Origin of the sequence: Simplicispira psychrophila DSM 11588 (assembly GCF_000688255.1) — a bacterium.
GTDB lineage: Bacteria > Pseudomonadota > Gammaproteobacteria > Burkholderiales > Burkholderiaceae_C > Simplicispira > Simplicispira psychrophila.
On the sequence record NZ_JHYS01000013.1, the window covers coordinates 27,662 to 49,809 of the forward strand.

A 22,148-nucleotide genomic window follows, 5' to 3' on the forward strand; every position below is an offset into this window, starting at 1 on the left:
CATGGATTTCACTTTCAATGAAGACCAGCAAGCGCTGCGTGACTCGGTCAGCCGCTTCCTGATGGTCGAGGCCGCGCCTGAAAAAATGCGCGAGATCTGGCAGACCGACGTCGGTCGCTCGTCCGAACTGCGCGCCAAACTGGCCGAGCAGGGGCTGACCGCGCTGTCGGTGCCCGAGGCCGACGGCGGTTTGGGCATGGGCGATGTCGACTGGTCGCTGATGACGCAGGAGCTGGGTTACTTCGGCATTCCCGACTCGCTGGCCGACACCGCCTACCTGGCCACTGGCCTCCTGGTGGCGCTGCCCGAGGATCACCCGGTGCGCAACACCTGGCTGGCGCGCATTGCCGACGGCAGCGCCCGTATAGCGCTGGGTCATCCGGTCAACCCCTGGGTGGCCGATGCCCACCTGGCCGACCTGCTGCTGCTGGCGCACCCCTGCGACGGCGGCACCGAGTGGCACGCGCTGGCGCCCGCACAGGTGCAGGTCACGCCGTGCGCCAGTATCGACGCCTCGCGCCGGCTGGCCACCGTGGTCTGGACGCCATCGCCGGCCACGCGCATTGCCGATGCGGCTGCGGGCCAGGTGCTGGCCGATGCACTGGTGAACCGGGGCGCGCTGAATGTGTCGGGCCAACTGATCGGTCTGGCGCAGCGCATGTTGGACTTGACGGTCGATTACGCCGCACAGCGCAAGCAGTTTGGCAAGCCGATTGGCGCTTTCCAGGCGGTCAAGCACCACCTGGCCGATGTCGTCACCAAGATTGAATTTGCCAAGCCGGTGCTGTACCGCGCCGCCAGTGCGCTGGCCAGCCAGGCGCCGGATGCCGCGGTGCGCGTCTCGCACGCCAAGCTGGTCTGCGCCGACGCCGGCTGGTTTTCGGCGCGCAAGGGCATCCAGGTGCATGGCGCCATGGGCTACACCTGGGAAGTCGATTTGCAGATGTTCATGAAGCGCGCCTGGGTGCTGGACGCCACCTGGGGTGACCGCGCTTTCCATAAAGAACGCCTGTTTGAGGCGCTGCTGCACGACAGCAGCCTGCTCGGCCCCGGCGCCACTTTCCACACCCCTTCCTGATTTGGAGACCCCTGCCATGGCAGAAGCTTTTATTGTTGACGCGCTGCGCTCGCCCACTGGCAAGCGCAACGGCTCCTTGGCCGCCGTCCACGGCGCTGACCTGGGTGCCCACGTGATCAAAGCACTGGTCGAGCGCAACGGCGTGCCGGCCGAGGACTACGACGACGTGATTTTTGGTTGTGTGGACACCATCGGCTCGCTGGCCGGTGACATTGCCCGCACCTCGTGGCTGGCCGCCGGTATGCCGCTGCACGTGCCCGGCACCACCATCGACCGCCAGTGCGGTTCGTCGCAGCAGGCGGTGCATTTCGCCGCCCAGGCGGTGATGAGCGGCACGCAAGACGTGGTGCTGGCCGGTGGTGTGCAGACCATGAGCGCCATCCCGATCAGCTCGGCCATGCTGGCCGGACAGCCCTTGGGTTTCACCACGCCGTTTGCCGAAAGCAAGGGCTGGCAGGCACGCTTTGGCGATGCCCCCGTCAACCAGTTTTATGCCGCGCAGCGCATTGCCGACCACTGGGGTTTGTCGCGCGCCGACATGGAAGTGTTTGCCAAAGAAAGCCACGACCGCGCCCTGCGCGCCATCGCTGAAGGCCGTTTTGACCGCGAGATCGTGCCGTTCGGCGACTTCCGCATGGACGAGACCGCGCGCTCCAGCACGCTGGAAAAGTTGGCCACGTTGCAGCCGGTCGATCCGACCTATCCAAAAATTACCGCTGCGGTGTCCAGCTCGACTTGCGACGCCGCGGCTGCGGTGCTGGTGGTGTCCGAAGCGGCACTGAAGCGCTACCACCTGACGCCGCGCGCCCGCATCCACCACATCAGCGTGCGTGCGGACGACCCGATCTGGCACCTGACGGCGCCGATTGCCGCCACCGAGTACGCGCTGAAGCGCGCCGGCATGAAGCTCGATGACATCGACCTGGTCGAAATCAACGAAGCCTTCGCTTCGGTGGTGATGGCGTGGTTGAAAGAAACCCGCTACCCGCACGAGCGCACCAACGTCAACGGCGGCGCGATGGCGCTCGGCCATCCGCTGGGCGCTTCGGGCGTCAAGCTGATGACCACGCTGTTGCACGAACTCGAACGCACCGGTGGTCGCTATGGCCTGCAAACCATGTGCGAAGGCGGTGGCCAAGCCAACGTGACCATTATTGAAAGAATCTAAAACCATGGCTATTTGTAACCACCGTACTGTCATCATCACCGGCGCTGGCGGTGGCTTGGGCCGCGCTTATGCGCTGGCGTTTGCCGCTGAAGGCGCCAATGTGCTGGTCAACGACATCCGTCTGGACGCCGCCGAAGCGGTGGTGGCCGAAGTCGCCGCTGCCGGCGGCAAGGCCATTGCCAACAACGGCGACATCACTACCATGGCTGGCGCGCAAGCCATCATCGATGCCGCCGTGGCCGCGTTTGGTGAAGTGCATGTGCTGGTCAACAACGCCGGCGTGTTGCGTGACCGCATGTTCGTCAGCCTGAGCGAAGACGACTGGGACCAAGTGATGCGCGTGCACCTGAAGGGCCACTTTTGCCTGGCGAATCTGCTGGGCAAGCGCTGGCGCGATGCCGCCAAAGCCGGCAACACAATCGACGCGCGCATCATCAACACCAGCTCCGGCGCGGGTTTGCAAGGTTCGGTGGGCCAGTCGAATTACTCGGCGGCTAAGGGTGGTATTGCCGCGCTGACGCTGGTGCAGGCCGCTGAAATGGCGCGCTACGGCGTCACCGCCAACGCACTGGCCCCGGCGGCACGCACGGCGATGACCGAAGCCGGTATGCCCGACATGGTCAAGGCACCCAGTGACGGCAGTTTTGACGGCTGGGCGGCCGAGAACGTCGCGCCGCTGGTGGTCTGGTTGGGCAGCAGCCAATCGGCGCATGTCACCGGAAAAATGTTTGAAAGCCAAGGCGGCCGCATTTCCATTGGCGACGGCTGGCGCACCGACGCGACGCGCGACAAGGGCGCACGCTGGGACGTGGCCGAACTCGGTCCGGTGATTGACGCGCTGCTGGCAGAAGCCGTGCCGGCGCAAAAGGTCTGGGGCAGCTGATGGCTGGCAGGCGGTGCGTTGGTGAGTTATTGTGATATTAAAACAATAGCTGTTAGCGCACGTATCTAAAGGGCTAGAAGCCTATTTGATGCATATTTTTGCTCTTTTGGATGGACACCCGTATGGATCTTTCTCTCAGCGACGAGCAGCAGCAAATTGCCGACAGTGCTGCCATTTTTCTGCAAGAAGCCAGCACCAGCGCCGCCGTGCGCGCCACCTGCGAAGGCGCTAGCGGCATTGACGACAAGCTTTGGCAAGGCATCGCCGAGCTGGGTTGGTGCGGCGTGCACCTGCCTGAATCGGTGAATGGTTTGGGCTTGGGCGTGGTCGAACTGGTGCTGCTGCAAGAGCAGCTAGGGCGCCACTTGGCCTGCGTGCCGTTTTTTGACAGCGTGGCGCTGGCATCGACCGCATTGCGCGAACTGCCCGATAGCGCTTTGGCGCAGCAGTGGCTCGAGTCTTTGGCCAGCGGCGAGAAAAAAGCCGCGTTGGCTTTGGGCACCGAGTGGGTCTTTGCCACCGCCCGCGCACAACGTACGGCCAGCGGCTGGACGTTGGATGGCGCATGGCCGCAAGTCGGCTCCGCCGCGATGGCCGATGTGCTGCTGTTGCCGGCGCAGGACGACGCCGGGCACAGCGTGTTGCTCCTCGTGCCGGCGGACGCCGCTGGCGTGCAAGTCACGGCCCTGACCACGTTGGACACCACGCGCCGGATAGCCGCTGTGCAGTGCAGCGCGGTCACGCTGCCGGCAGAAAACTGCATTGGTCAAGGCGCGGCGCTGGACGCAGTGCTGGCGCGCACGCTGCACATCGGCGCGATGGCGCTGGCAGCCGAGCAAGTCGGCGCCGCGCAGCAGTGTTTGGATTTGACGCTGGCGTTTACCGCCCAGCGTGTGCAGTTTGACCGGGCGATTGCCGGTTTCCAAGCCGTCAAACACCGCTGTGCGCAGATGTTGGTGGTGCTGGAGAGCGCCCGCTCCGCCGTCTATGGCGCGGCCTGCATGGCCGATACCGGGCCGGCTGCGGCGACGCTGCTGTTCTACGCCGCGCAAGCACGCGTCGCCGCTACCGAAGCGGCGCAGTTTTGCGCCCGTGAAGCGCTGCACCTGCACGGCGGCGTCGGCTTTACCTGGGAGTACGACCCGCACCTGTACCTGCGCCGTGCGCAAGCTTCCAGCCAGCGGCTGGGCGCGCCCGCGTGGTGGCTGGAGCAGGTGGCACAACAACTGCTCAACACGTCCAAGGACACGCCCAAGGAGGCCGTATGAACCTGCAAGAAACCGAGGTAGAAAAAGCCTTTCGCACCAGCGTGCGCGCGTGGATGGCCGCCAACCTGTGCGGCGAGTTTGAGCCGCTGCGTAACGCCGGCGGCCTAGGCTCGCCCGGCTACGAACCCGCGCTGGCCAAGCGCTGGGAGCAGCACTTGGCCCAAGGCGGCTGGACGGGATTGGGCTGGCCGCGGGCGCACGGCGGGCGTGAGTTGCCGCTGGCGCAGCAGGTAATTTTTCACGAGGAATACGCGCGCTGCGGCGGCCCGAGGCGCTTGGGCCACATTGGTGAGACGCTGCTGGCACCGACGTTGATGGCGCACGGCTCGTCCGAACTGCAAGCGCGGTTTTTGCCCGGCATCTTGGCTGGCGAAACCTATTGGGCGCAGGGCTATTCCGAGCCGGGCGCCGGCTCCGACCTGGCGGCGGTGCGCACCCGTGCGCGCATCGATCCCGAGACGGGTGAATGGGTGATCGACGGCCAGAAGGTCTGGACGTCGTGGGCGCAAGAGTCGGACTGGATTTTTGTGCTGGCGCGCAGCGAGGCCGGCTCGGTGCGCCACAAGGGGCTGGTGCTGCTGCTGGTGCCGCTGCGCCAAGCCGGGGTGACGATTCGGCCGATCCGCCAGATCACCGGCGACTCGGAATTCAACGAGGTGTTTTTGGACGGTGCCCGCACCGAAGGGACTTTGAGCCTGGGCGCGCCGGGGCAGGGCTGGGCCGTCGCCATGTACCTGCTCGGCTGCGAGCGCGGCGCCTCGACGCTGGGCCAGCAGGCGCATTTCAAAAGCGAGCTGGAGCAGCTCATCACCGTCGCCCAACGCAATGGTGCCGTGCACGACCCGCTGCTGCGCCAGCGTCTGGCGCACGCCGCGCTGGGTTTGGAGACACTGCGCAGCCACGCGCTGCGCACGTCGGGTGATGGTGCGCCGCCGCGCGCCGCCAGCATCAGCAAATACGTCTGGTCGAACTGGCGCCGTGCGCTGGGCGAGCTGGCCATGGATGTGTTGGGGAGGGAGGCCGACATTGATGCGGGTGACCCGCTGCACCGCACATTGCAGCATCTCTGGCTGGAAAGCCGCTCCGACACCCTCTATGCTGGTAGCAACGAAATTCAACTCAACATGATGGCGGAGCGCGCATTGCAAATGCCGCGTTAAAAAGCCCATTTTTTAGCACGCTCTTTACAGGCCCGCCCGGCTCATCGTCCATGCAGACGATGCCGCTTGGCGGGCCTGCTTGCACCATGGGGCTGTCTTACTTTGATGGATGTTGACCCCATGAAGCCTGCTCCCGATTACGTTCCCGCCCACGGCCTGTTGCGTGGTAAATCTATGCTGGTCACGGCCGCTGCTGGTGCCGGCATCGGCTTTTCCGTCGCCCAACGTGCGGCCGAAGAGGGCTGCCGTGCCCTGTTTATTTCTGACGTGCACGAGCGCCGCCTGAATGAGGCGGTCGAGGCCATCCGCAAGGCCACCGGTTTGCAGGAGGTCTACGGCCAACTGTGCGACGTCAGCCAGGAAGCCCAAGTGCAGGCGCTGGTGGATGCTGCCGAAGCGCAGATGGGCGGCATCGACGTGCTGGTCAACAACGCCGGCCTAGGCACCAGCCGCCGCGTGGTCGACATGGAAGACAGCGAGTGGCACAAGGTGCTGGACGTGACGCTGACCGGCACCTTCCGCATGGTGCGCGCGGCGCTGAAGGTGATGCAGCCGCGTGGCAAGGGCGTCATCATCAACAACGCCTCGGTGCTGGGCTGGCGCGCCCAGGTCGAGCAGGCGCACTACGCGGCGGCCAAGGCCGGCGTGATGGCGCTGACGCGCTGCGCCGCCATGGAAGCGGCCGAGTTCGGCATCCGCATCAACGCCGTGGCGCCGTCGATTGCCATCCACGCTTTTTTGAAGAAATCCGCCTCCGAAGAACTGCTAAACGAGCTGTCGGCCAAAGAAGCCTTTGGCCGCGGCGCCGAGCCCTGGGAAGTGGCCAATGTGATGATTTTCCTGGCCAGCGATTACTCGTCCTACATGACCGGCGAAGTGGTCTCGGTCAGCTCGCAGCACGCTTGATATGACCACTGCTTTGTTTGATTCCGTCGCCGGCGTGCTGGCGGCGGTCGGCACTGACTTGGGCCACACCGACTGGGTCGTTATCGACCAGCAGCGCATCAACACCTTTGCCGAAGCCACTGGCGACCACCAGTGGATTCACGTCGATCCCGAGCGCGCCAAGGACGGCCCGTTTGGCGTGTGCGTGGCGCATGGCTATTTGACGCTGGCGTTGGCCAACCTGTTTTTGCCACAACTGGTCAGCTACCAGCGCCTGAAGATGGGCGTGAACTACGGCTGCGACAAGGTGCGTTTTCCCGCGCCGGTGAAGGTCGATTCGCGCGTGCGTGGCCGAGGTGCAGTGGTGGCGGCCGAGCCGGTCAAAGGCGACGGCGTGCAAGTCACCGTGCGCATCAGCGTCGAGATCGACGGCAGCGACAAACCCGGCTGTGTGGTGGACACCATCAGCCGCCTCTACTTCGATGAAGTTTGATGATTTTTGATTGAGAGTATTTGCATGAACCCCCAAGACGCCGTCATCGTTTCCACCGTCCGCACGCCCATCGGCAAGGCTTTTCGCGGCGCCTTCAACGACACCGAAGCGCCCGCCATGGGCGGCCATGTGATCCGCGCTGCGCTGGACAAAGTCGGCGTGGCTGGCGCTGATGTCGGTGATGTGATGCTGGGCATTGCCGCGCAGCAGGGCAACCAGGGCTACAACCTGGGCCGCCTGTGCGCCTATACCGCCGGTTTGCCCGACAGCGTCGGCGGCATGGCCATTGACCGCATGTGCGCCTCGGGCCTGATGAGTATCGCTACCGCCGCCAAAAGCATCGTCTGTGGCGAGCTGGACATTGCCGTCGCCGGCGGGCTGGAGTCGATTTCGCTGGTGCAGAACAAGCACAAGAACAGCTACCGCGCACAGTCCAAGTCGGTGCTGGAGGCCATGCCCACGGCCTATATCCAGATGATCGAGACGGCTGAAATCGTCAGCCGCCGCTACGGCATCTCGCGCGCGGCGCAGGACGAGTATTCGCTGCGCAGCCAGCAGCGCACCGCTGCGGCGCAAGCGGCCGGTTTGTACGCCGACGAAATCGTGCCGATGACCACCAGCAAGCAACTGTTTGACAAGGAAGGCAACGTCACCGGCAACGAAACCGTCACTTTGCTGCAGGACGAAGGCAACCGCGCCGACACCTCGCTGGAAAGCCTGGCCAAGCTCAAGCCCGTCTGGAAGAACGGCCAGTGGGTGTCCGAAGGCGAATTCATTACTGCCGGTAATGCCTCGCAGCTGTCCGACGGCGCCTCGGCCTCGGTGCTGATGAGCGCCGCCGAAGCGCAGCGCCGGGGCTTGGCGCCGCTGGGCATTTACCGCGGCGTGGCCGTGGCCGGTTGCGGCGCCGACGAAATGGGGATTGGCCCGGTGTTTGCCATCCCCAAGCTGCTGGCACGCCACGGCTTGACGGTCAACGACATTGGCCTGTGGGAAATCAACGAGGCCTTTGCCTGCCAAGTGATCCACTGCCGCGACACGCTGGGCATCCCCGACGAGCGCTTGAACGTCAACGGTGGCGCGATTTCTATTGGTCACCCGTTTGGCATGTCGGGCGCGCGCCTGGTGGGTCACGCGCTGCTCGAAGGTCGCCGGCGCGGCGTGAAATATGCCGTGGTCAGCATGTGCATTGGCGGTGGCATGGGCGCGGCCGGGCTGTTTGAAATAGCATAGGCGGCATAAAAAGTCCTGCTCTGTTCCGTCGTGGGACAAAAGAGCATTTCATTTTCAATGAATTCAACGACTTAAAAGCAGCGACCTTGCAAGACATCTCATCTGAATTTTCCCTTGGCGAGAACATGTCGCCAGAATTTTTAAGCCAGATCCTAGGGGCGGTATATGACGCGGCCCTGGATGAGGCGGGCTGGGTCAGTTTTCTGGAGTCGGTGCGCAAGATCATGGACGGCAATTACGCCTCGCTGATTGTGCGCACCGAAACCACTGACGACATCGGCCTGATCGTCTCGGCCGGCCAGAACCAGCCCAGTCTCGACCCCGGCAATCCCTATATCGCCATGAGTCCCTTCACCGGGATGAAACCCGACCATCTGGTCACCATCAGCGATGTGCTGTCGCCGCAAGAATGGCGCGCATCCAGCTATTACCGCGATTACTGCGCGGCGCAGGGCGTGTTCCATGTGCTTGCCGCCGACATCACTACGCGCAATGGCGGTGTCTATGGTTTTCGCGTCACCCGCCCGGAGACGGCGCCTGATTTTTCTAAAGATGACATCCGTTTTTGCAGTCTGCTGATTCCGCACATCAAGCGTGCCTTGAATCTGCACCTGTCGATCCACCAAGACCGCAAGGTCAGCACTTTGTACAGCCACGCCATGGCGCAAATGATGGTCGGCGTGGTGGTGCTGGACCAGAACGGCGAGGTGATTGAATGCAACCCGGCCGCCACTGCCATCCTGGATGCCAAGGATGGCCTGAGCGTGGTCGGCAAGCAGTTGACCGCGTCCTATGCCGACGACAACCGCGCGCTGCAGGCACTGGTGCGCAGTGCGCTGGTCAACACCCACGCGGCACGCCTGTCGGTGAACGAAGCCATGCCGATCAATCGCCCCTCGGGGCGCTTGAGCTGGGGGCTGATCGTGCAGAGCATTTCCTCCGACCAGTGGACCGAGGGCAAACAGCGCCCCAGCGTCGCCGTGTTTGTGCGCGATACCGAGGGCCGGGTGGATCCACCGGTGCGACTGGCGCAGCAGTTGTTTCGCCTCACGCCGGCCGAAACTGCGCTGGCGATCCAGCTGGCCAACGGCCTGTCGCTGGAGGAAGCGGCCGAGGTCCTGCACATCAAGCGCAACACCGCGCGCGCGCACCTGCGCTCGATCTTCTCCAAGACCGGCGTGCGCCGCCAGACCGAGCTGGTGCGTATTTTTCTCAATAGCGTGGCCTGGCTGAGCGCTGGCGAGTAAGCGCTAGAGCAGGGTGTGTACGCAGCGGTGCATACACCCTGATAGCTGCTATATTGATAGCTTATAGCGCTTGCCCAGCAAGGGTTTAAGCCTGATTTGACTTTATTTCTTCAGCCGGGGTGCGCCGCTAGGGCGGCCCTCCTGGGTGCCGATCCTGCCCAGCCGGGCAGGATGCAAATCCGGTGGTATGGTCAGCGTGATATGGCGCTCAGTGGCAGCGCCCACCACCCCATCCCATGCTCGACGACATCCAAAAAACCCTCTGGGCTACGGCCGACAAACTGCGCGCCAACATGGACGCAGCCGAATACAAGCACCTGGTGCTGGGCCTGATCTTTCTCAAATACATCAGCGACACCTTTGCCGCGCGCCGCGCTGAAGTGGCCGTGCGTCTGAGCGACCCGGACGACGAGTACTACTACGGCGACGCCGCCCCCGAAGACCTGGCCGCCGAGCTGGACGACCGCGACTATTACGTCAGCGCCAACGTCTTCTGGGTGCCCGAAGGCGCCCGCTGGGAGCAGCTGCGCGCCCAGGCCAAGCAGCCGGAGATTGGTAAACGCATCGACGATGCGCTGGCGCTGATCGAGGGTGACAACCCCAAGCTCAAAGGCATTCTGGACAAACGCTTTGCCCGTGCGCAGCTGCCCGACGGCAAGCTGGGCGAGCTGGTGGACTTGGTATCGACCATCGGCTTTGGCGCCACGCCCGACGTGGCACGCGACACCCTGGGGCAGGTGTACGAATATTTTCTGGGCATGTTTGCCAGCGCCGAAGGCAAGCGCGGCGGCCAGTTCTACACGCCCGCCAGCATCGTCAAAACCCTGGTGGCCGTGCTCAACCCGCACAGCGGCAAGGTGTACGACCCGTGCTGCGGCAGCGGTGGCATGTTTGTGCAGTCTGAGAAGTTCATCGCAGCGCACGGCGGCAAGATCAACGATGTGTCCATTTACGGGCAAGAAAGCAACCCCACCACCTGGCGCCTGGCCGCCATGAACTTGGCGATTCGCGGCATCGACTACAACCTGGGCCGCGAGCCTGCCGACACCTTTGTGCGCAACCAGCACCCCGACCTGCGCGCCGACTTCATCCTGGCCAACCCGCCCTTCAACATCAGCGACTGGTGGCACGGCAGCTTGGAGGGCGACCCGCGCTGGGTCTATGGCGACCCGCCGCAAGGCAACGCCAACTACGCTTGGTTGCAGCACATGCTGCACCACCTCAAGCCCACCGGCCGCGCCGGCATCGTGCTGGCCAATGGCTCGATGAGCAGCAGCCAGAACAGCGAAGGCCAGATCCGCGCCGCCATGGTCGAGGCCGATGTGGTCGAGGTGATGGTGGCGCTGCCCGGCCAGTTGTTCTTCAACACGCAAATCCCCGCCTGCCTGTGGTTCCTGGCCAAGCAGAAAACCACGCGCAAGGGTGAAGTGCTTTTCATCGACGCCCGCAAACAGGCCAAGATGATTTCACGCGTGCAGGCCGAGCTGGACGACGCAGCGATTGCCCGCATCGCTAACACCGTCGCCGCTTGGCGCGGTGAAGCACTTCCCCTGTCTGCGGATTCACTCCCTCTCCCTCTGGGAGAGGGCGGGGGTGAGGGCTCCCCAGCCGCGTACCAGGACATCCCCGGCTTCTGCCGCAGCGTCCCCCTGGCCGAGATTGCCCAGCACGGCCATGTGCTCACCCCCGGCCGCTACGTCGGCGCCGAAGAAGTCGAAGACGACGACGAAGCCTTCGCCGACAAGATGCAAAAGCTGACGGAAAAACTGGGCGAGCAGATGGCCAAGGGCGCGGAGCTGGATGCGCTGATTCGGGTGAAGTTGGGAGGGCTGGGGTATGAGTTCTGAGATGGCCACCATCACCCCTGCCTACAGCCAATGTCTGGGCGACCTCAAAACCCGCTACCGCCAAGTTCAGCTCAAAGCGGCAGTTGCGGTCAACACTGCCATGCTCCAGTTTTATTGGGAACTGGGGGCCGACATTGCAGCGCAGCAGGGCAAACACGCCTGGGGCAGTGGCTTTCTTGCCCAACTCAGCGCGGGCCAGTCAACGCCTATTGCGAAGCAGGCTGCTTCGCAATTTGATGGTGACAATTCCAAGGAAACACGCAATGGCTGATACAAAACTCGACCTAGACGCATTGCGCCGCGCAGTGGCTTCACTAGAGGACGGCTTGGAAGTGGTCAGCAACGCTGACTGGTTCAACCAGCAGTCGTCCAAAGTGCAAAACACCCTCATCGCCGGCGTGATTCAAAATTTTGAATTCGTCTACGAAGTCGGCTTCAAGATGCTGCGCCGCCAGATTGAGCTGGAGTCAGCCAGTCCGAGTGAGGTGGATGAGAGCAATTTCCGCGACGTGCTGCGCGTGGCGGCAGAAAAGGGGCTGATTGCCGATGTCGAAGCGTGGTTTCGCTACCGGCAAATGCGCAACCTCACCGCCCACACCTACAACCACGAAAAAGCCCAGCAGGTGTACCAAGGCACGCTGCTGTTCATTGGCGATGCGCAGGCCTTGCTGGCCAGCTTGGAGGCACGCAATGCTTGAGCGCCCTTTGGTAGATGTTCGCCCCGACCTGTGGCGCATCGTGCAGGGCATCCTGCAAAAGCAAGTGCCAGACCGCGAGGTGTGGGCCTTTGGCTCGCGCGCCAAATGGACAGCGAAAGAATTTTCTGATTTGGATTTGGCCGTCATCGGCGAAGTGCCGCTGTCACTCGACGCATCCGCCGCCTTGGCCGAGGCGTTTTCCGAGTCCGACCTGCCGTGGAAAGTGGATGTGGTCGATTGGGCCAGCACCAGTGCGGAGTTTCGCCAAATCATTGAGCGGGACAGGGTGGTGGTGCAAAACGCCCCCGCAGCCCCCGTAGGTCGGGTTAGCCCAAAGGGCGTAACCCGACAGATGTCCGACGAGCCAGCGGCGGTGGGTGCCGAAGATGTCGGGTTACGCTGCGCTAACCCGACCTACGAGGGGGAGTGGAAATCCACCACCCTCGGTCAGATTTGTACAGCCCAAGGCGGGGCAATCCAAACCGGCCCTTTTGGCAGTCAGTTGCACACGTCTGATTACAAGGAGGTAGGGATTCCTGTAGTCATGCCTACCAATATTGGCGAGAGCGGCATCGTTCTTGATGGCATCGCCAGAATTGACCAATCAGACGTGGAGCGTCTTTCTCAACACAAGCTGCAACTTGGCGATATTGTTTTCAGTAGGCGTGGTGATGTCACCAAAAACGCCTTGATTCGCGAACACGAAGTCGGTTTTTTTTGCGGCACAGGATGCTTGAAAGTCAGACTGGGTAATGAATCCATTTCCAGCGCCAAATTCATTTCGCACTACCTGCGATTACCTGAAATCAAGGATTGGCTGATACGTCATGCCGTTGGGGCTACGATGCCGAATTTGAATACCGGCATCCTTTCGGCTGTTCCCATTGATTTGCCACCGCTGCAAATTCAATGGGAAATAGCAACAATTCTCGGCGCACTCGACGATCGCATCACTCTCCTGCGCGAAACCAACGCCCCGCTCGAAGCCATCGCCCAGGCGCTGTTCAAGTCGTGGTTTGTCGATTTCGACCCCGTGCGCGCCAAGATGGAAGGCCGCGCCCCCGAAGGCATGGACGAGGCCACGGCGGCGCTGTTTCCGGATGGGCTGGAGGAGTCGGAGTTGGGGGTGGTGCCGAGGGGGTGGAGCACCGTTCCCATCTATGAGCTGGCCACCTATATCAACGGTGCTGCCTACAAGGCATTCGAACCAAATACTGACTGCCGTGGGCTTCCTATCATCAAGATCGCGGAGCTTAAAGCGGGCGTTACTTCGCAGACTGCATATTCGGACGTCGCCATGCCAAACAAGTACCGCATCGAGACTGGCGACATCTTGTTTTCATGGTCTGGCAACCCTGATACGTCGATTGACACCTTCGTGTGGACCCACGACGAAGCTTGGTTGAACCAACATATCTTCCGCGTGCTGCCGCACTCATCAGAAGCGCGATCCTTCGTACTTCAAACACTTAAGCATCTCCGGCCAGTGTTCGCTGAATTGGCTCGCAACAAGCAAACAACCGGGCTTGGGCATGTGACGGTTGCGGATATGAAGCGCTTGTTGGTGGTCAAGCCCAACAAGTCCGCCCTCGATCATTTCGACCTTGTCGTTGCACCTATTCATAGAAGAATTTTCGGCAATGTGCAGCAAGCCCAAACCCTTGCCACCCTCCGCGACACCCTGCTGCCGCGCCTGATTGCCGGCCAGTTGCGGCTGCCCGAGGCACAGGCGCTGGTGGCTGCGGCGTGACAAAGCGGCACATTAAAGAATTCTTTAATGACCCAGCAGCCTGTTAAAGAAAACTTTAATGTGTTTTTGCTACTTATTCGATAGCTGCAAGCGCACGTATCTAAAGGGCTAGATGCTGATTTGACTACTATTTTGTGCCAATGCGCCTCAAAACAGCCCCAAACCATGTCTAAAAAACCGCTTTTTCTATACACATGGCCACTGACGTGCATAGAAATCGCGGTTTTTTAGACATGTCCTCTTTCCTGAGAACGCTCTTTTATGTCTTTTGACCGCAACCAACCCTACAACGACCTGCCGCTGCTGCCACCAGCCATGGAGCTGGAAACCAAGGCGGTGCTGAAACAAGCGATTGCCGCCAATCGGGTGCTGGCCAATCTGCGGGGCTTGGCAGCGCAGATACCGAATCAAGGCGTACTCATCAATAGCATCGTGCTGCAAGAGGCGCGGCTGTCGTCCGAGATTGAAAACATCGTTACCACCAACGATGAGCTGTACCGCGCCGATGCCGATGCCGATGGCAAAACCGACCCACACACCAAGGAAGTGCTGCGCTACCGCCAAGCGCTGAACTTCGGCTTTCGCCAGCTGAAGGAACGCCCGCTCTCCACCAATCTGTTTATCGACATCGTTCGCACCATCAAGCAAGTGGACTTGGGCGTGCGCAGGGTGCCGAATACGGCGTTAAAAAACGCATTGAACGAGGTGGTGTACACGCCCCCGGTCGGTGAGGCTGTCATACGCGAGAAGCTGGCCAACTTGGAGCAGTTCATCCATGCGCAGGACGACTTAGACCCGCTGGTCAAGATGGCCGTGATGCACTACCAATTTGAGGCCATTCACCCCTTCGAGGATGGCAACGGCCGCACCGGGCGCATTTTGAATCTGCTGTATTTGGTGGAGCAAGGGCTGTTGGATAGTCCAGTGCTCTTCCTGTCGCGCTACATCATTGCCAACAAGCCGGGCTATTACGAAGGGCTGCGCGGCGTAACCGAGCGGCAGGACTGGGAGAGCTGGATTCTGTACATGCTGCGCGCCGTCGAAAGCACTGCACAGCAGACATTCGACCAAGTAACCCGCATTCGGCTATTGATGGAGCAGGTGCGCGAGCAAGTGCAGCAACAAGCGCCGGGCATCTACAGCAAAGACCTGATTGAAGCGATTTTTCAACATCCGTACACCAAGATTCAATTTCTGGTGGACGCCAACATCGCTAAGCGCCAGACCGCATCCAGCTACCTTCAGACCTTGGCGGGCTTGGGCGTGCTGCGCTCCAGCAAGCAAGGACGGGAGATGTATTACATCAACGACGCGCTGTTTTCTGAGTTGGTGAAATGACGATGGAATCGACATATGCAAAAAACATGTCGATTTAAAGTAAAAAAATAAACATATCAGAGGTGTCATGTCGATGACATGAACATGAGGGAGTAGCTCGATGACCGAAGACCAACTCGAACAAGAAACGCTCTCGTGGCTGCAAGACGTGGGCTATGTGGTGCAGCGCGGGCCAGACATTGCGCACGATGGCCAGCAGCCCGAGCGCGCCCACTACCGCGAGGTGTTGCTGCTCGCCCGCCTGCGCGCTGCCATCGCCCGGCTCAACCCCAGCATCCCCGCCGCCGCCCGCGAGGACGCGGTGCAGCAGGTGCAAAACCTCGGCTTGCCGGTGCAGTTTGCGGCGAATCGGGCGTTTCACAAACTGCTGATCGGCGGCGTGCCGGTGCAGTACCAGCAGGACGGCGAGACGCGGGGCGACTTTGTGCGGCTGGTGGATTGGACGAATGCATCGCGCAACGAGTTTTGGGCGGTCAACCAGTTCACTGTCAAAGGTCCGCACCACACACGCCGGCCCGACATCGTGCTGTTCGTCAACGGCCTGCCGCTGGTGCTGCTGGAGCTGAAGAATCCGGCCGATCAAAACGCCGACATCTGGAAGGCCTACGACCAGATTCAGACCTACAAAGAGCAGGTGCCCGACCTGTTCCAGTTCAACGAGGTGCTGGTGATTGCGGACGGCAGCGAGGCGCGGCTGGGGTCGCTCTCAAGCAATGCCGAGCGCTTCATGCAGTGGCGCACGATTGACGGCGTGCAGCTCGACCCGCTGGGCCAGTTCAACGAATTGGAGACGCTGGTGCGTGGCGTGCTGGCGCCGCAATACTTGCTCGACTACCTGCGCTTCTTTGTGCTTTTCGAGGACGACGGCCAGCTGGTCAAGAAGATTGCCGGTTACCACCAGTTCCACGCGGTGCGCGCGGCCATTGAGCATGTGGTGGCCGCTTCGCGTGAAGGAGAGGAAGCTACTAAGCGTGGCAAAGGCGGCGTGGTCTGGCACACGCAGGGCAGCGGCAAGAGCATCACCATGACCTGCTTTGCCGCCCGCGTGATGCAGGAGCCGGCGATGGCCAACCCGACCATCGTCGTCATTACCGACCGCAACGACCTGGACGGCCAGCTGTTTGGCGTGTTCAGCTTGGCGCAGGATTTGCTGCGCGAGCAGCCGGTGCAGGCCACCACACGCCAAGCCCTGCGTGAGTTGCTGAGCAACCGACCCTCGGGCGGCATTGTGTTTGCGACGATCCAGAAGTTCATGCCGGGCGAGGACGAGGATTTGTTCCCGGTGCTGTCTGCCCGCCACAACATCGTGGTGATAGCGGATGAGGCGCACCGCACGCAGTACGGCTTTGAGGCCAAGCTCAAGACGCGCAAGACGGGGTTTAAGCCAAATCAGCCTCAAACGCTTGATGGGCAAGCGCTAATAGCTACTAAAGGCATAGTGACTGGCGATGCCGGCAGCAGTGCGCTGCTGGCTGAATTCGAGGTGCCGGAATACAAGACCAGCTACCAGGCGGGTTACGCGCAGCACCTGCGCGATGCACTGCCACACGCCACCTTTGTCGCCTTCACCGGCACGCCGGTCAGCAGCACCGACCGCGACACGCGCGCCGTGTTTGGCGATTACATCCATGTCTATGACATGCAGCAGGCCAAAGAAGACGGCGCCACGGTGGCCATCTATTACGAAAGCCGTCTGGCCAAGTTGCGTTTGAAGGACGACGCGCTGGCGCTGCTGGACGACGAAGTGGACGAGTTGGCCGAGGACGAAGAAGAAAGCACCCAGGCCCAACTGAAAAGCCGCTGGGCGGCGCTGGAGAAAGTGGTGGGCGCTGCGCCGCGCATAGCCAGCGTGGCGGCCGACCTGGTGGCGCACTTTGAAGAGCGCAATCAAGCGCAGGACGGTAAAGGCATGGTGGTGGCCATGGGCCGCGACATTTGCGTGCACCTCTACGATGAAATCGTGCGCCTGCGCCCCGACTGGCACAGCAGTGACCCGGAGCAGGGCGCCCTCAAGATCGTCATGACCGGCAGTGCCAGCGACAAGGCTTTATTGCGAGCGCACATCTACAGCAGCCAGGTGAAGAAGCGGCTGGAAAAGCGCTTCAAAGACCCTGCCGACCCGCTGCGGCTGGTGATCGTGCGCGACATGTGGCTGACGGGTTTTGACGCGCCCTGTGTGCACACCATGTACGTGGACAAGCCCATGAAGGGCCACAACCTGATGCAGGCGATTGCCCGCGTCAACCGCGTGTTCAAGGACAAACAGGGCGGCCTGGTGGTGGACTACATCGGCATCGGCAACGAGCTGAAGGCGGCGATGAAGGAATACACCGCCAGCAAAGGCCGGGGCCAACCTACGGTGGACGCGCACGAGGCGCTGTCGCTGCTGCTGGAGAAAATGGATGTGCTGCGCACCCTGCTGCACGGCCATGACTGGTCGGGTTTTTTAACCGGCGGGCACAAGGCGCTGGCGGGTGCTGCCAACCATGTGCTGGGCATTCGGGCAGAGCACAAAGACAGTTCGCAGGACGGCAAGCGCCGCTTTGCCGATGCGGCGCTGGCCATGGGCAAGGCCTTCAGCCTGTGCTGCACGCTTCATGAAGCCAAGGCGCTGCGCGAGGAGGTGGCGTTTTTCCAAGCCGTCAAAGTCATCCTGACCAAGCGTGACACCACGGCGCAGAAAAAGACCGACGAGCAGCGCGAGGCTGTCATCCGCCAAATCATTGGTCAGGCGGTGGTGAGCGATAGCGTGGTGGATATTTTTGACGCCGTGGGTCTGGACAAACCCAACATCGGCCTGCTGGACGAAGAATTTTTGGCCCAGGTGAAAAACCTGCCCGAACGCAACCTGGCGGTGGAATTGCTGGAGCGTTTGCTAGAGGGTGAAATCAAGGCCAAGTTCGCCACCAACGTGGTGCAGCAACGCAAATTCTCTGACCTGCTCACCAACGTCATCACCCGTTACCAAAACCGCAGCATCGAGACGGCGCAGGTGATGGAAGAGCTGGTGGAGATGGCCAAGAAGTTCAAGGAGGCCGCCAGCCGGGGCGAGGTGCTGGGCCTGAGCGAGGACGAGGTGCGCTTTTATGACGCGCTGGCTAATAACGAATCGGCCGTGAAAAAGCTGACCGATGAGACGCTGAAAGAAATTGCCCACGAGCTGACCGACAACCTGCGCAAGAACATCAGCGTGGACTGGAGCCAGCGCGAGAGCGTGCGCGCCAGCCTGCGATTGATGGTCAAGCGCATCCTGCGCAAATACAAATACCCGCCAGACTTTGCCGATGCAGCGGTGGAGCTTGTTTTGCAGCAGGCCGAGGCGCTGGGGCAGAGCTGGGTGTAGCCCGCTCTAGCCCCAGATGCGCCAGGGCTCAGGTGCAGGTTCAGGGAGCCAGTTTCTGGGTCGTAGCGAATGGCACGGGCGTGGCCGGTGCGGCCGGTGCCTGTGGTGGCACGGGCGCAGGGTGGCTAGAGGTGCGCTTTTGTCCCACGCCCAGCCAGCAGGCCATGGCCGGCAGCAGGAACACGGCGCCCAGCATGTTCACCAAGAACATGAAGGCCAGCAGGATGCCCATGTCGGCCTGGAACTTCAGTGCCGAGAACGCCCAGGTGCCCACCCCCAGCGACATCGTCACGCCGGTGAATACGGCAGCCGTGCCGCGCTGGCGCAGCGCTTCGTAGAAGGCTTCGCGCAGCGACTTGCCGTTGTGCTCCAGCTCGTGTTGCAGGCTCTCGTACAGATAGATGCCGTAGTCCACGCCCACCCCCACGCCCATGGCAATCACCGGCAGCGTGGCCACCTTCAGGCCAATGCCGAGCGTGGCCATCAGCGCGTTGCACAGGATGGATACCAGCGTCAGCGGCACGATGATGCACAGCACCGCGCGCCAGCTGCGGAAGGTGAGCCAGCACAGCAGCGTGATGGCGCCAAAGATGGCGGCCAGCATCTGGATTTCTGCGTGCTCCACGGCGTCGTTGGTAGCGGCGGCTACGCCGGCATTGCCGCCGGCCAGGCGGAACGTCAGGTTGGGCGTCTTATCGGCGTCGATGAACTTCTGCACTTCGCCGACCACATGCTTGAGGGTGGCGCCTTCGTGGTCTTTCAGGAACAGCTGCAGGTGGATGACATCGCAGCTGCTGGTGTTCAGGCCGAGTTCAGGGTTGGCCGCCTTGGCGCCGGTGCGCAGCGCCGCTTCGGTGCGCTGCAGCGCCGCCCAGCGCGGGTTGCCTTCGTTGTTACCGCCAGCGGCCAGCTTGGCGAGGCCGGCCACGGTGGTGACCGAGCGCACACCATCGACGCCGCGCATGGCCAGGTCAAAGCGCTCCACGGCGTTCATCACGCTCCAGTTCAGGCAGGCCTCGGGCGTGTTGAGGGGCTCGGCATACACCGACAGCACGTCCATGCCGATGGCATAGCTGCTGATGATGCGGTCGTTGTCGCGGTTGTAGCGTGACTCGGCGCGCAGCTCAGGCGCGCCGGCGCCAATGTCGCCGGTCAGCAGGTGGCGCGAGGTGAGGGTGCCGCCGGCCAGCAGCACCAGCGATACGCCCAGCGTCAGCAGCGCCGGACGCGGCTGGGCCAGTACGGAAATCGCCCACCAGCGCTTGTGCAGCCCGGTGACGCCGTCGGTGCGGCCCAGGGCGCTAGGCTCCAGGCGCAGGCGCGACAGGATGACCGGCAGCATCATCTTGTTGGTGATGATCATCAGCAGCACGCCCAGGCAGGCAGTCATGCCCAGCTCGTGCACGATCGGGATGTCGATCATCATGATCACCATGAAGCCGAGCGCATTGGTCAAAAGGGCCACCGTGCCGGGCACGGCCAGCTTGCGAAAGGCGCTTTCCGCCGCTTGCTCGGAGGTCATGCCGGCGCGCACATCGTGCTTCCAGGCATTGGTCATCTGCACGGCGTGCGACACGCCAATCGAGAACACCAGAAACGGCACCAGGATCGACATCGGGTCGATGCCAAAGCCCAGACCGGCCAGCAACCCCAGCAGCCAGATGACCGGCAGCAGTGCCACCAGCAGCGCCAGCACCGTCAGGTTGACCGAACGCGAATATAGCCACAACAGCACGGCGGTGATCAGGAAGGCCAGGCCGAAAAAGCCGATGACGGTGGTCAGGCCGTCCATCACGTCGCCCAGTACCTTGGCAAAACCGACGATGTTGATTTCGATCTTGTCGCTGCCGAACTGGGTGCGGATGGCTTCCAGTTTTTTTGCCACGTCGCTGTAATCCAGATGCTTGCCGGTTTGCGGATCGATTTCCAGCAGGTCGGCGCGCACCATGGCTGACTTCAGGTCGGTGCTGACCAGCCTGCCAATCTGGCCCGACTTGGCGACGTTGGAGCGCACCTGGGCCAGGCCTTCTGCATTGGGTGTGAAGCGCGAGGGAATGATGACCTCGCCGACAAAACCGTTCTCGGTGACCTCGATGTAGCGCACGTTAGGGGTGAACAGCGAGAACACCTGGGCGCGGTTCACACCGGGGGTGAAGAACACCTCGTCGGTGACGGTGCGCAGCGTTTTCAGAAACTCTTCGTTGTAGATGTCTCCTTCGCCCTTCCAGCGCACATTGAGCAGCACCCGGTTGGCACCGGAGAAGGTGGTGGAGTGCTGCAGAAAGGCCGCCATGTAGGCGTGGCGCAGCGGAATCAGCTTATTGAATCCGGCATCCAGGTGGGTGCGCAGCGCCGAAGCGCCCAGCACCAGCGTGATGAGGGTGGTGACCACCGCAATGGTGTTGCGCCAAGTGATCAAAGCGTGGGCAATGCGGGCGATGACCGCTTCGGTGCGGGTCGCGGCGTGGGGGGTGCTCATTGGGCGGCTCCGGTGGAAGAGGGGGTGCTGGCGGCGGCTGGTGCGGCTGCGTAGGCTTGCAGGCCGGCATCGCTGGCGAGCCAGCCGGTGCCGTTGGTGGCCAGCGCCAGGGCGGTCAGGCTGGCGCGGCCTTGCACGCGGCTCAGGGTGAAATGCTGGCCGCCATCCTGGCTGGTCGCCACCAGGCTGCCCTGGCCGACCAGAATGATCTTGCCGTCCGGTGTGACGGCATGGCCGTAGAAGGAGGCCTGCACCGGCATCTCGGAGCGGATCCAGGGAGCGTCGTTCCCCGCAGTGTGAAAGACGTTGCCGCGCATGCCATAGGCCAGCCAGCCGCCACCGGGCAGGACCAGGGCGTTGTAGAGCGAGCCGTCGTAGAAGGGCTTGATTTCTGACCAGCTCTCGCCGCCATCGCCAGAGCGCAGCACCAGGCCACGCTCGCCGACGATCAGCCAGTGCTGGCGATCAGGGCTGCCGACGATGCGGTTCATGTGTTTGTCTTCTACCGATGCGGGTAGCGCCAGCGGTGCCCAGTGCAGTCCCTGGTCGTTGGAGCGCAAGGCGCGGCCAAAGGCACCGACGGCGATCCAGGCGCCCGAGGCCAGCTGCGCCACGCTCATCAATGGCTCGCCGTTGTACTCGTCAAAAGCCACTTCTTTCCAGCTCAGCCCGCCGTCGGTGGTGTGCAGGATCCAGCCCTCATGGCCGACAGCCATGCCCTGCAGGCCATCGGCGGCAAAGCTGATCTGGTTGATCAGTGCCTGGCGGTTGCTAGAAACCAAGGCACGCTCCCAGTGCTGGCCTTGGTCGGTGGAGTACAGCAGCGTGCCCAGTTCGCCACCCGTCACCAAGCCGGCCTGGGAGGTGACCAGCGTGTTGAGTTGCATACGATCCACTGCCAGCCGGGTGGCGGCCAGGGGCGGGGTCTCGCGTGGTGAAAAGGCCTGGACGGCGCCCAGGGCCATCAGGACGGCGACGGCTATGCCGACAGGGGTTCGCACTATATGTCTCCTTGGTCTTTTGCTGTGTGGCACCGAAGGTGGTGGCATACACGGCAAACACGTTCTAGGGTGCGATTCTTCGCCGTGGTGTCAATTGGGCATCGTCCAAAAGGACGAAAGCACCAGGCTTTAAGGGTAAGTCCCAGGAGTCGGGCCGGCAGAAGTTTGACAGTAGCGCCGCTGGCCAGCGGCGGCTGCTGCGCCCATAGTCTTGTTGGACGATGGGTGTCGGCGCACGGCTGCCCACAATGCAAGCTACCCACATTCACTGAAGGAA

Annotated in this window: 17 protein-coding genes; 15 read left to right on the plus strand and 2 right to left on the minus strand. The window is 62.3% G+C overall.

The genetic code is table 11. From position 1 onward, the window contains the following. Position 1: 1 nt before the first annotated feature. The 15 genes from Q390_RS0112875 (at position 2) to Q390_RS0112945 (ending at position 18,391) form a co-directional block, all read left to right on the plus strand. Entirely contained in the window at positions 2–1,078 is a 1,077-nt protein-coding gene (locus Q390_RS0112875) for an acyl-CoA dehydrogenase family protein (protein ID WP_027996436.1), read from the plus strand. 16 nt (positions 1,079–1,094) lie between these two features. Next, a complete protein-coding gene (locus Q390_RS0112880; RefSeq protein WP_027996437.1) occupies positions 1,095–2,246 on the plus strand; it encodes an acetyl-CoA C-acetyltransferase in 1,152 nt (383 codons plus the stop codon). A gap of 4 nt (positions 2,247–2,250) precedes the next feature. Then, positions 2,251–3,129, plus strand: coding sequence for an SDR family oxidoreductase (locus Q390_RS0112885; protein ID WP_027996438.1), 879 nt, complete (start codon positions 2,251–2,253; stop codon positions 3,127–3,129). Between the two features lie 122 nt (positions 3,130–3,251). Beyond that, positions 3,252–4,397: an acyl-CoA dehydrogenase family protein gene (locus Q390_RS0112890; protein WP_037472972.1), complete on the plus strand. Its 1,146-nt coding sequence runs from the start codon at positions 3,252–3,254 to the stop codon at positions 4,395–4,397. Next, entirely contained in the window at positions 4,394–5,557 is a 1,164-nt protein-coding gene (locus tag Q390_RS0112895; protein ID WP_027996440.1) for an acyl-CoA dehydrogenase family protein, read from the plus strand. Before Q390_RS0112890 ends, Q390_RS0112895 begins: the two co-directional genes overlap by 4 nt. A gap of 120 nt (positions 5,558–5,677) precedes the next feature. Beyond that, complete coding sequence (locus Q390_RS0112900; protein WP_027996441.1) at positions 5,678–6,463, plus strand: SDR family oxidoreductase; 786 nt, start codon at positions 5,678–5,680, stop codon at positions 6,461–6,463. Between the two features lies 1 nt (position 6,464). After that, positions 6,465–6,935 carry a MaoC family dehydratase gene (locus tag Q390_RS0112905; RefSeq protein WP_027996442.1) on the plus strand — a complete coding sequence of 157 codons (471 nt, stop codon included), beginning with the start codon at positions 6,465–6,467 and terminating at the stop codon, positions 6,933–6,935. Between the two features lie 24 nt (positions 6,936–6,959). Continuing rightward, complete coding sequence (locus Q390_RS0112910; protein WP_027996443.1) at positions 6,960–8,168, plus strand: acetyl-CoA C-acyltransferase; 1,209 nt, start codon at positions 6,960–6,962, stop codon at positions 8,166–8,168. A 125-nt stretch (positions 8,169–8,293) separates the two neighbouring features. Next, the gene (locus Q390_RS0112915; protein WP_084153906.1) at positions 8,294–9,415 is read left to right on the plus strand and encodes a helix-turn-helix transcriptional regulator; all 1,122 of its coding nucleotides are present in this window, start codon (positions 8,294–8,296) and stop codon (positions 9,413–9,415) included. Positions 9,416–9,651: 236 nt separating this feature from the next. After that, positions 9,652–11,262, plus strand: coding sequence for a class I SAM-dependent DNA methyltransferase (locus Q390_RS0112920; protein ID WP_027996445.1), 1,611 nt, complete (start codon positions 9,652–9,654; stop codon positions 11,260–11,262). A gap of 1 nt (position 11,263) precedes the next feature. Further along, positions 11,264–11,533, plus strand: a complete 270-nt coding sequence (locus Q390_RS0112925) for a DUF1016 N-terminal domain-containing protein (protein ID WP_037472975.1) — start codon at positions 11,264–11,266, stop codon at positions 11,531–11,533. Continuing rightward, positions 11,526–11,960: a nucleotidyltransferase substrate binding protein gene (locus tag Q390_RS0112930; RefSeq protein WP_027996447.1), complete on the plus strand. Its 435-nt coding sequence runs from the start codon at positions 11,526–11,528 to the stop codon at positions 11,958–11,960. Before Q390_RS0112925 ends, Q390_RS0112930 begins: the two co-directional genes overlap by 8 nt. After that, positions 11,953–13,710 carry a restriction endonuclease subunit S gene (locus Q390_RS19575; RefSeq protein WP_211250463.1) on the plus strand — a complete coding sequence of 586 codons (1,758 nt, stop codon included), beginning with the start codon at positions 11,953–11,955 and terminating at the stop codon, positions 13,708–13,710. Before Q390_RS0112930 ends, Q390_RS19575 begins: the two co-directional genes overlap by 8 nt. A 261-nt stretch (positions 13,711–13,971) precedes the next feature. Further along, the gene (locus Q390_RS0112940) at positions 13,972–15,048 is read left to right on the plus strand and encodes a Fic family protein (RefSeq protein WP_027996448.1); all 1,077 of its coding nucleotides are present in this window, start codon (positions 13,972–13,974) and stop codon (positions 15,046–15,048) included. A gap of 100 nt (positions 15,049–15,148) precedes the next feature. Then, positions 15,149–18,391, plus strand: a complete 3,243-nt coding sequence (locus Q390_RS0112945) for a type I restriction endonuclease subunit R (protein WP_027996449.1) — start codon at positions 15,149–15,151, stop codon at positions 18,389–18,391. A gap of 40 nt (positions 18,392–18,431) precedes the next feature. On the opposite strand, the gene Q390_RS18455 is transcribed toward Q390_RS0112945, so the two are convergent. Both Q390_RS18455 and Q390_RS0112955 read right to left on the minus strand, forming a co-directional pair. Further along, positions 18,432–20,870 (minus strand): efflux RND transporter permease subunit, encoded by a 2,439-nt coding sequence (locus Q390_RS18455; RefSeq protein ID WP_051603230.1) that lies wholly within the window; start codon positions 20,868–20,870, stop codon positions 18,432–18,434. Then, positions 20,867–21,871, minus strand: a complete 1,005-nt coding sequence (locus Q390_RS0112955; RefSeq protein WP_027996450.1) for a WD40/YVTN/BNR-like repeat-containing protein — start codon at positions 21,869–21,871, stop codon at positions 20,867–20,869. Before Q390_RS0112955 ends, Q390_RS18455 begins: the two co-directional genes overlap by 4 nt. Between the last annotated feature and the right edge of the window lie 277 nt (positions 21,872–22,148).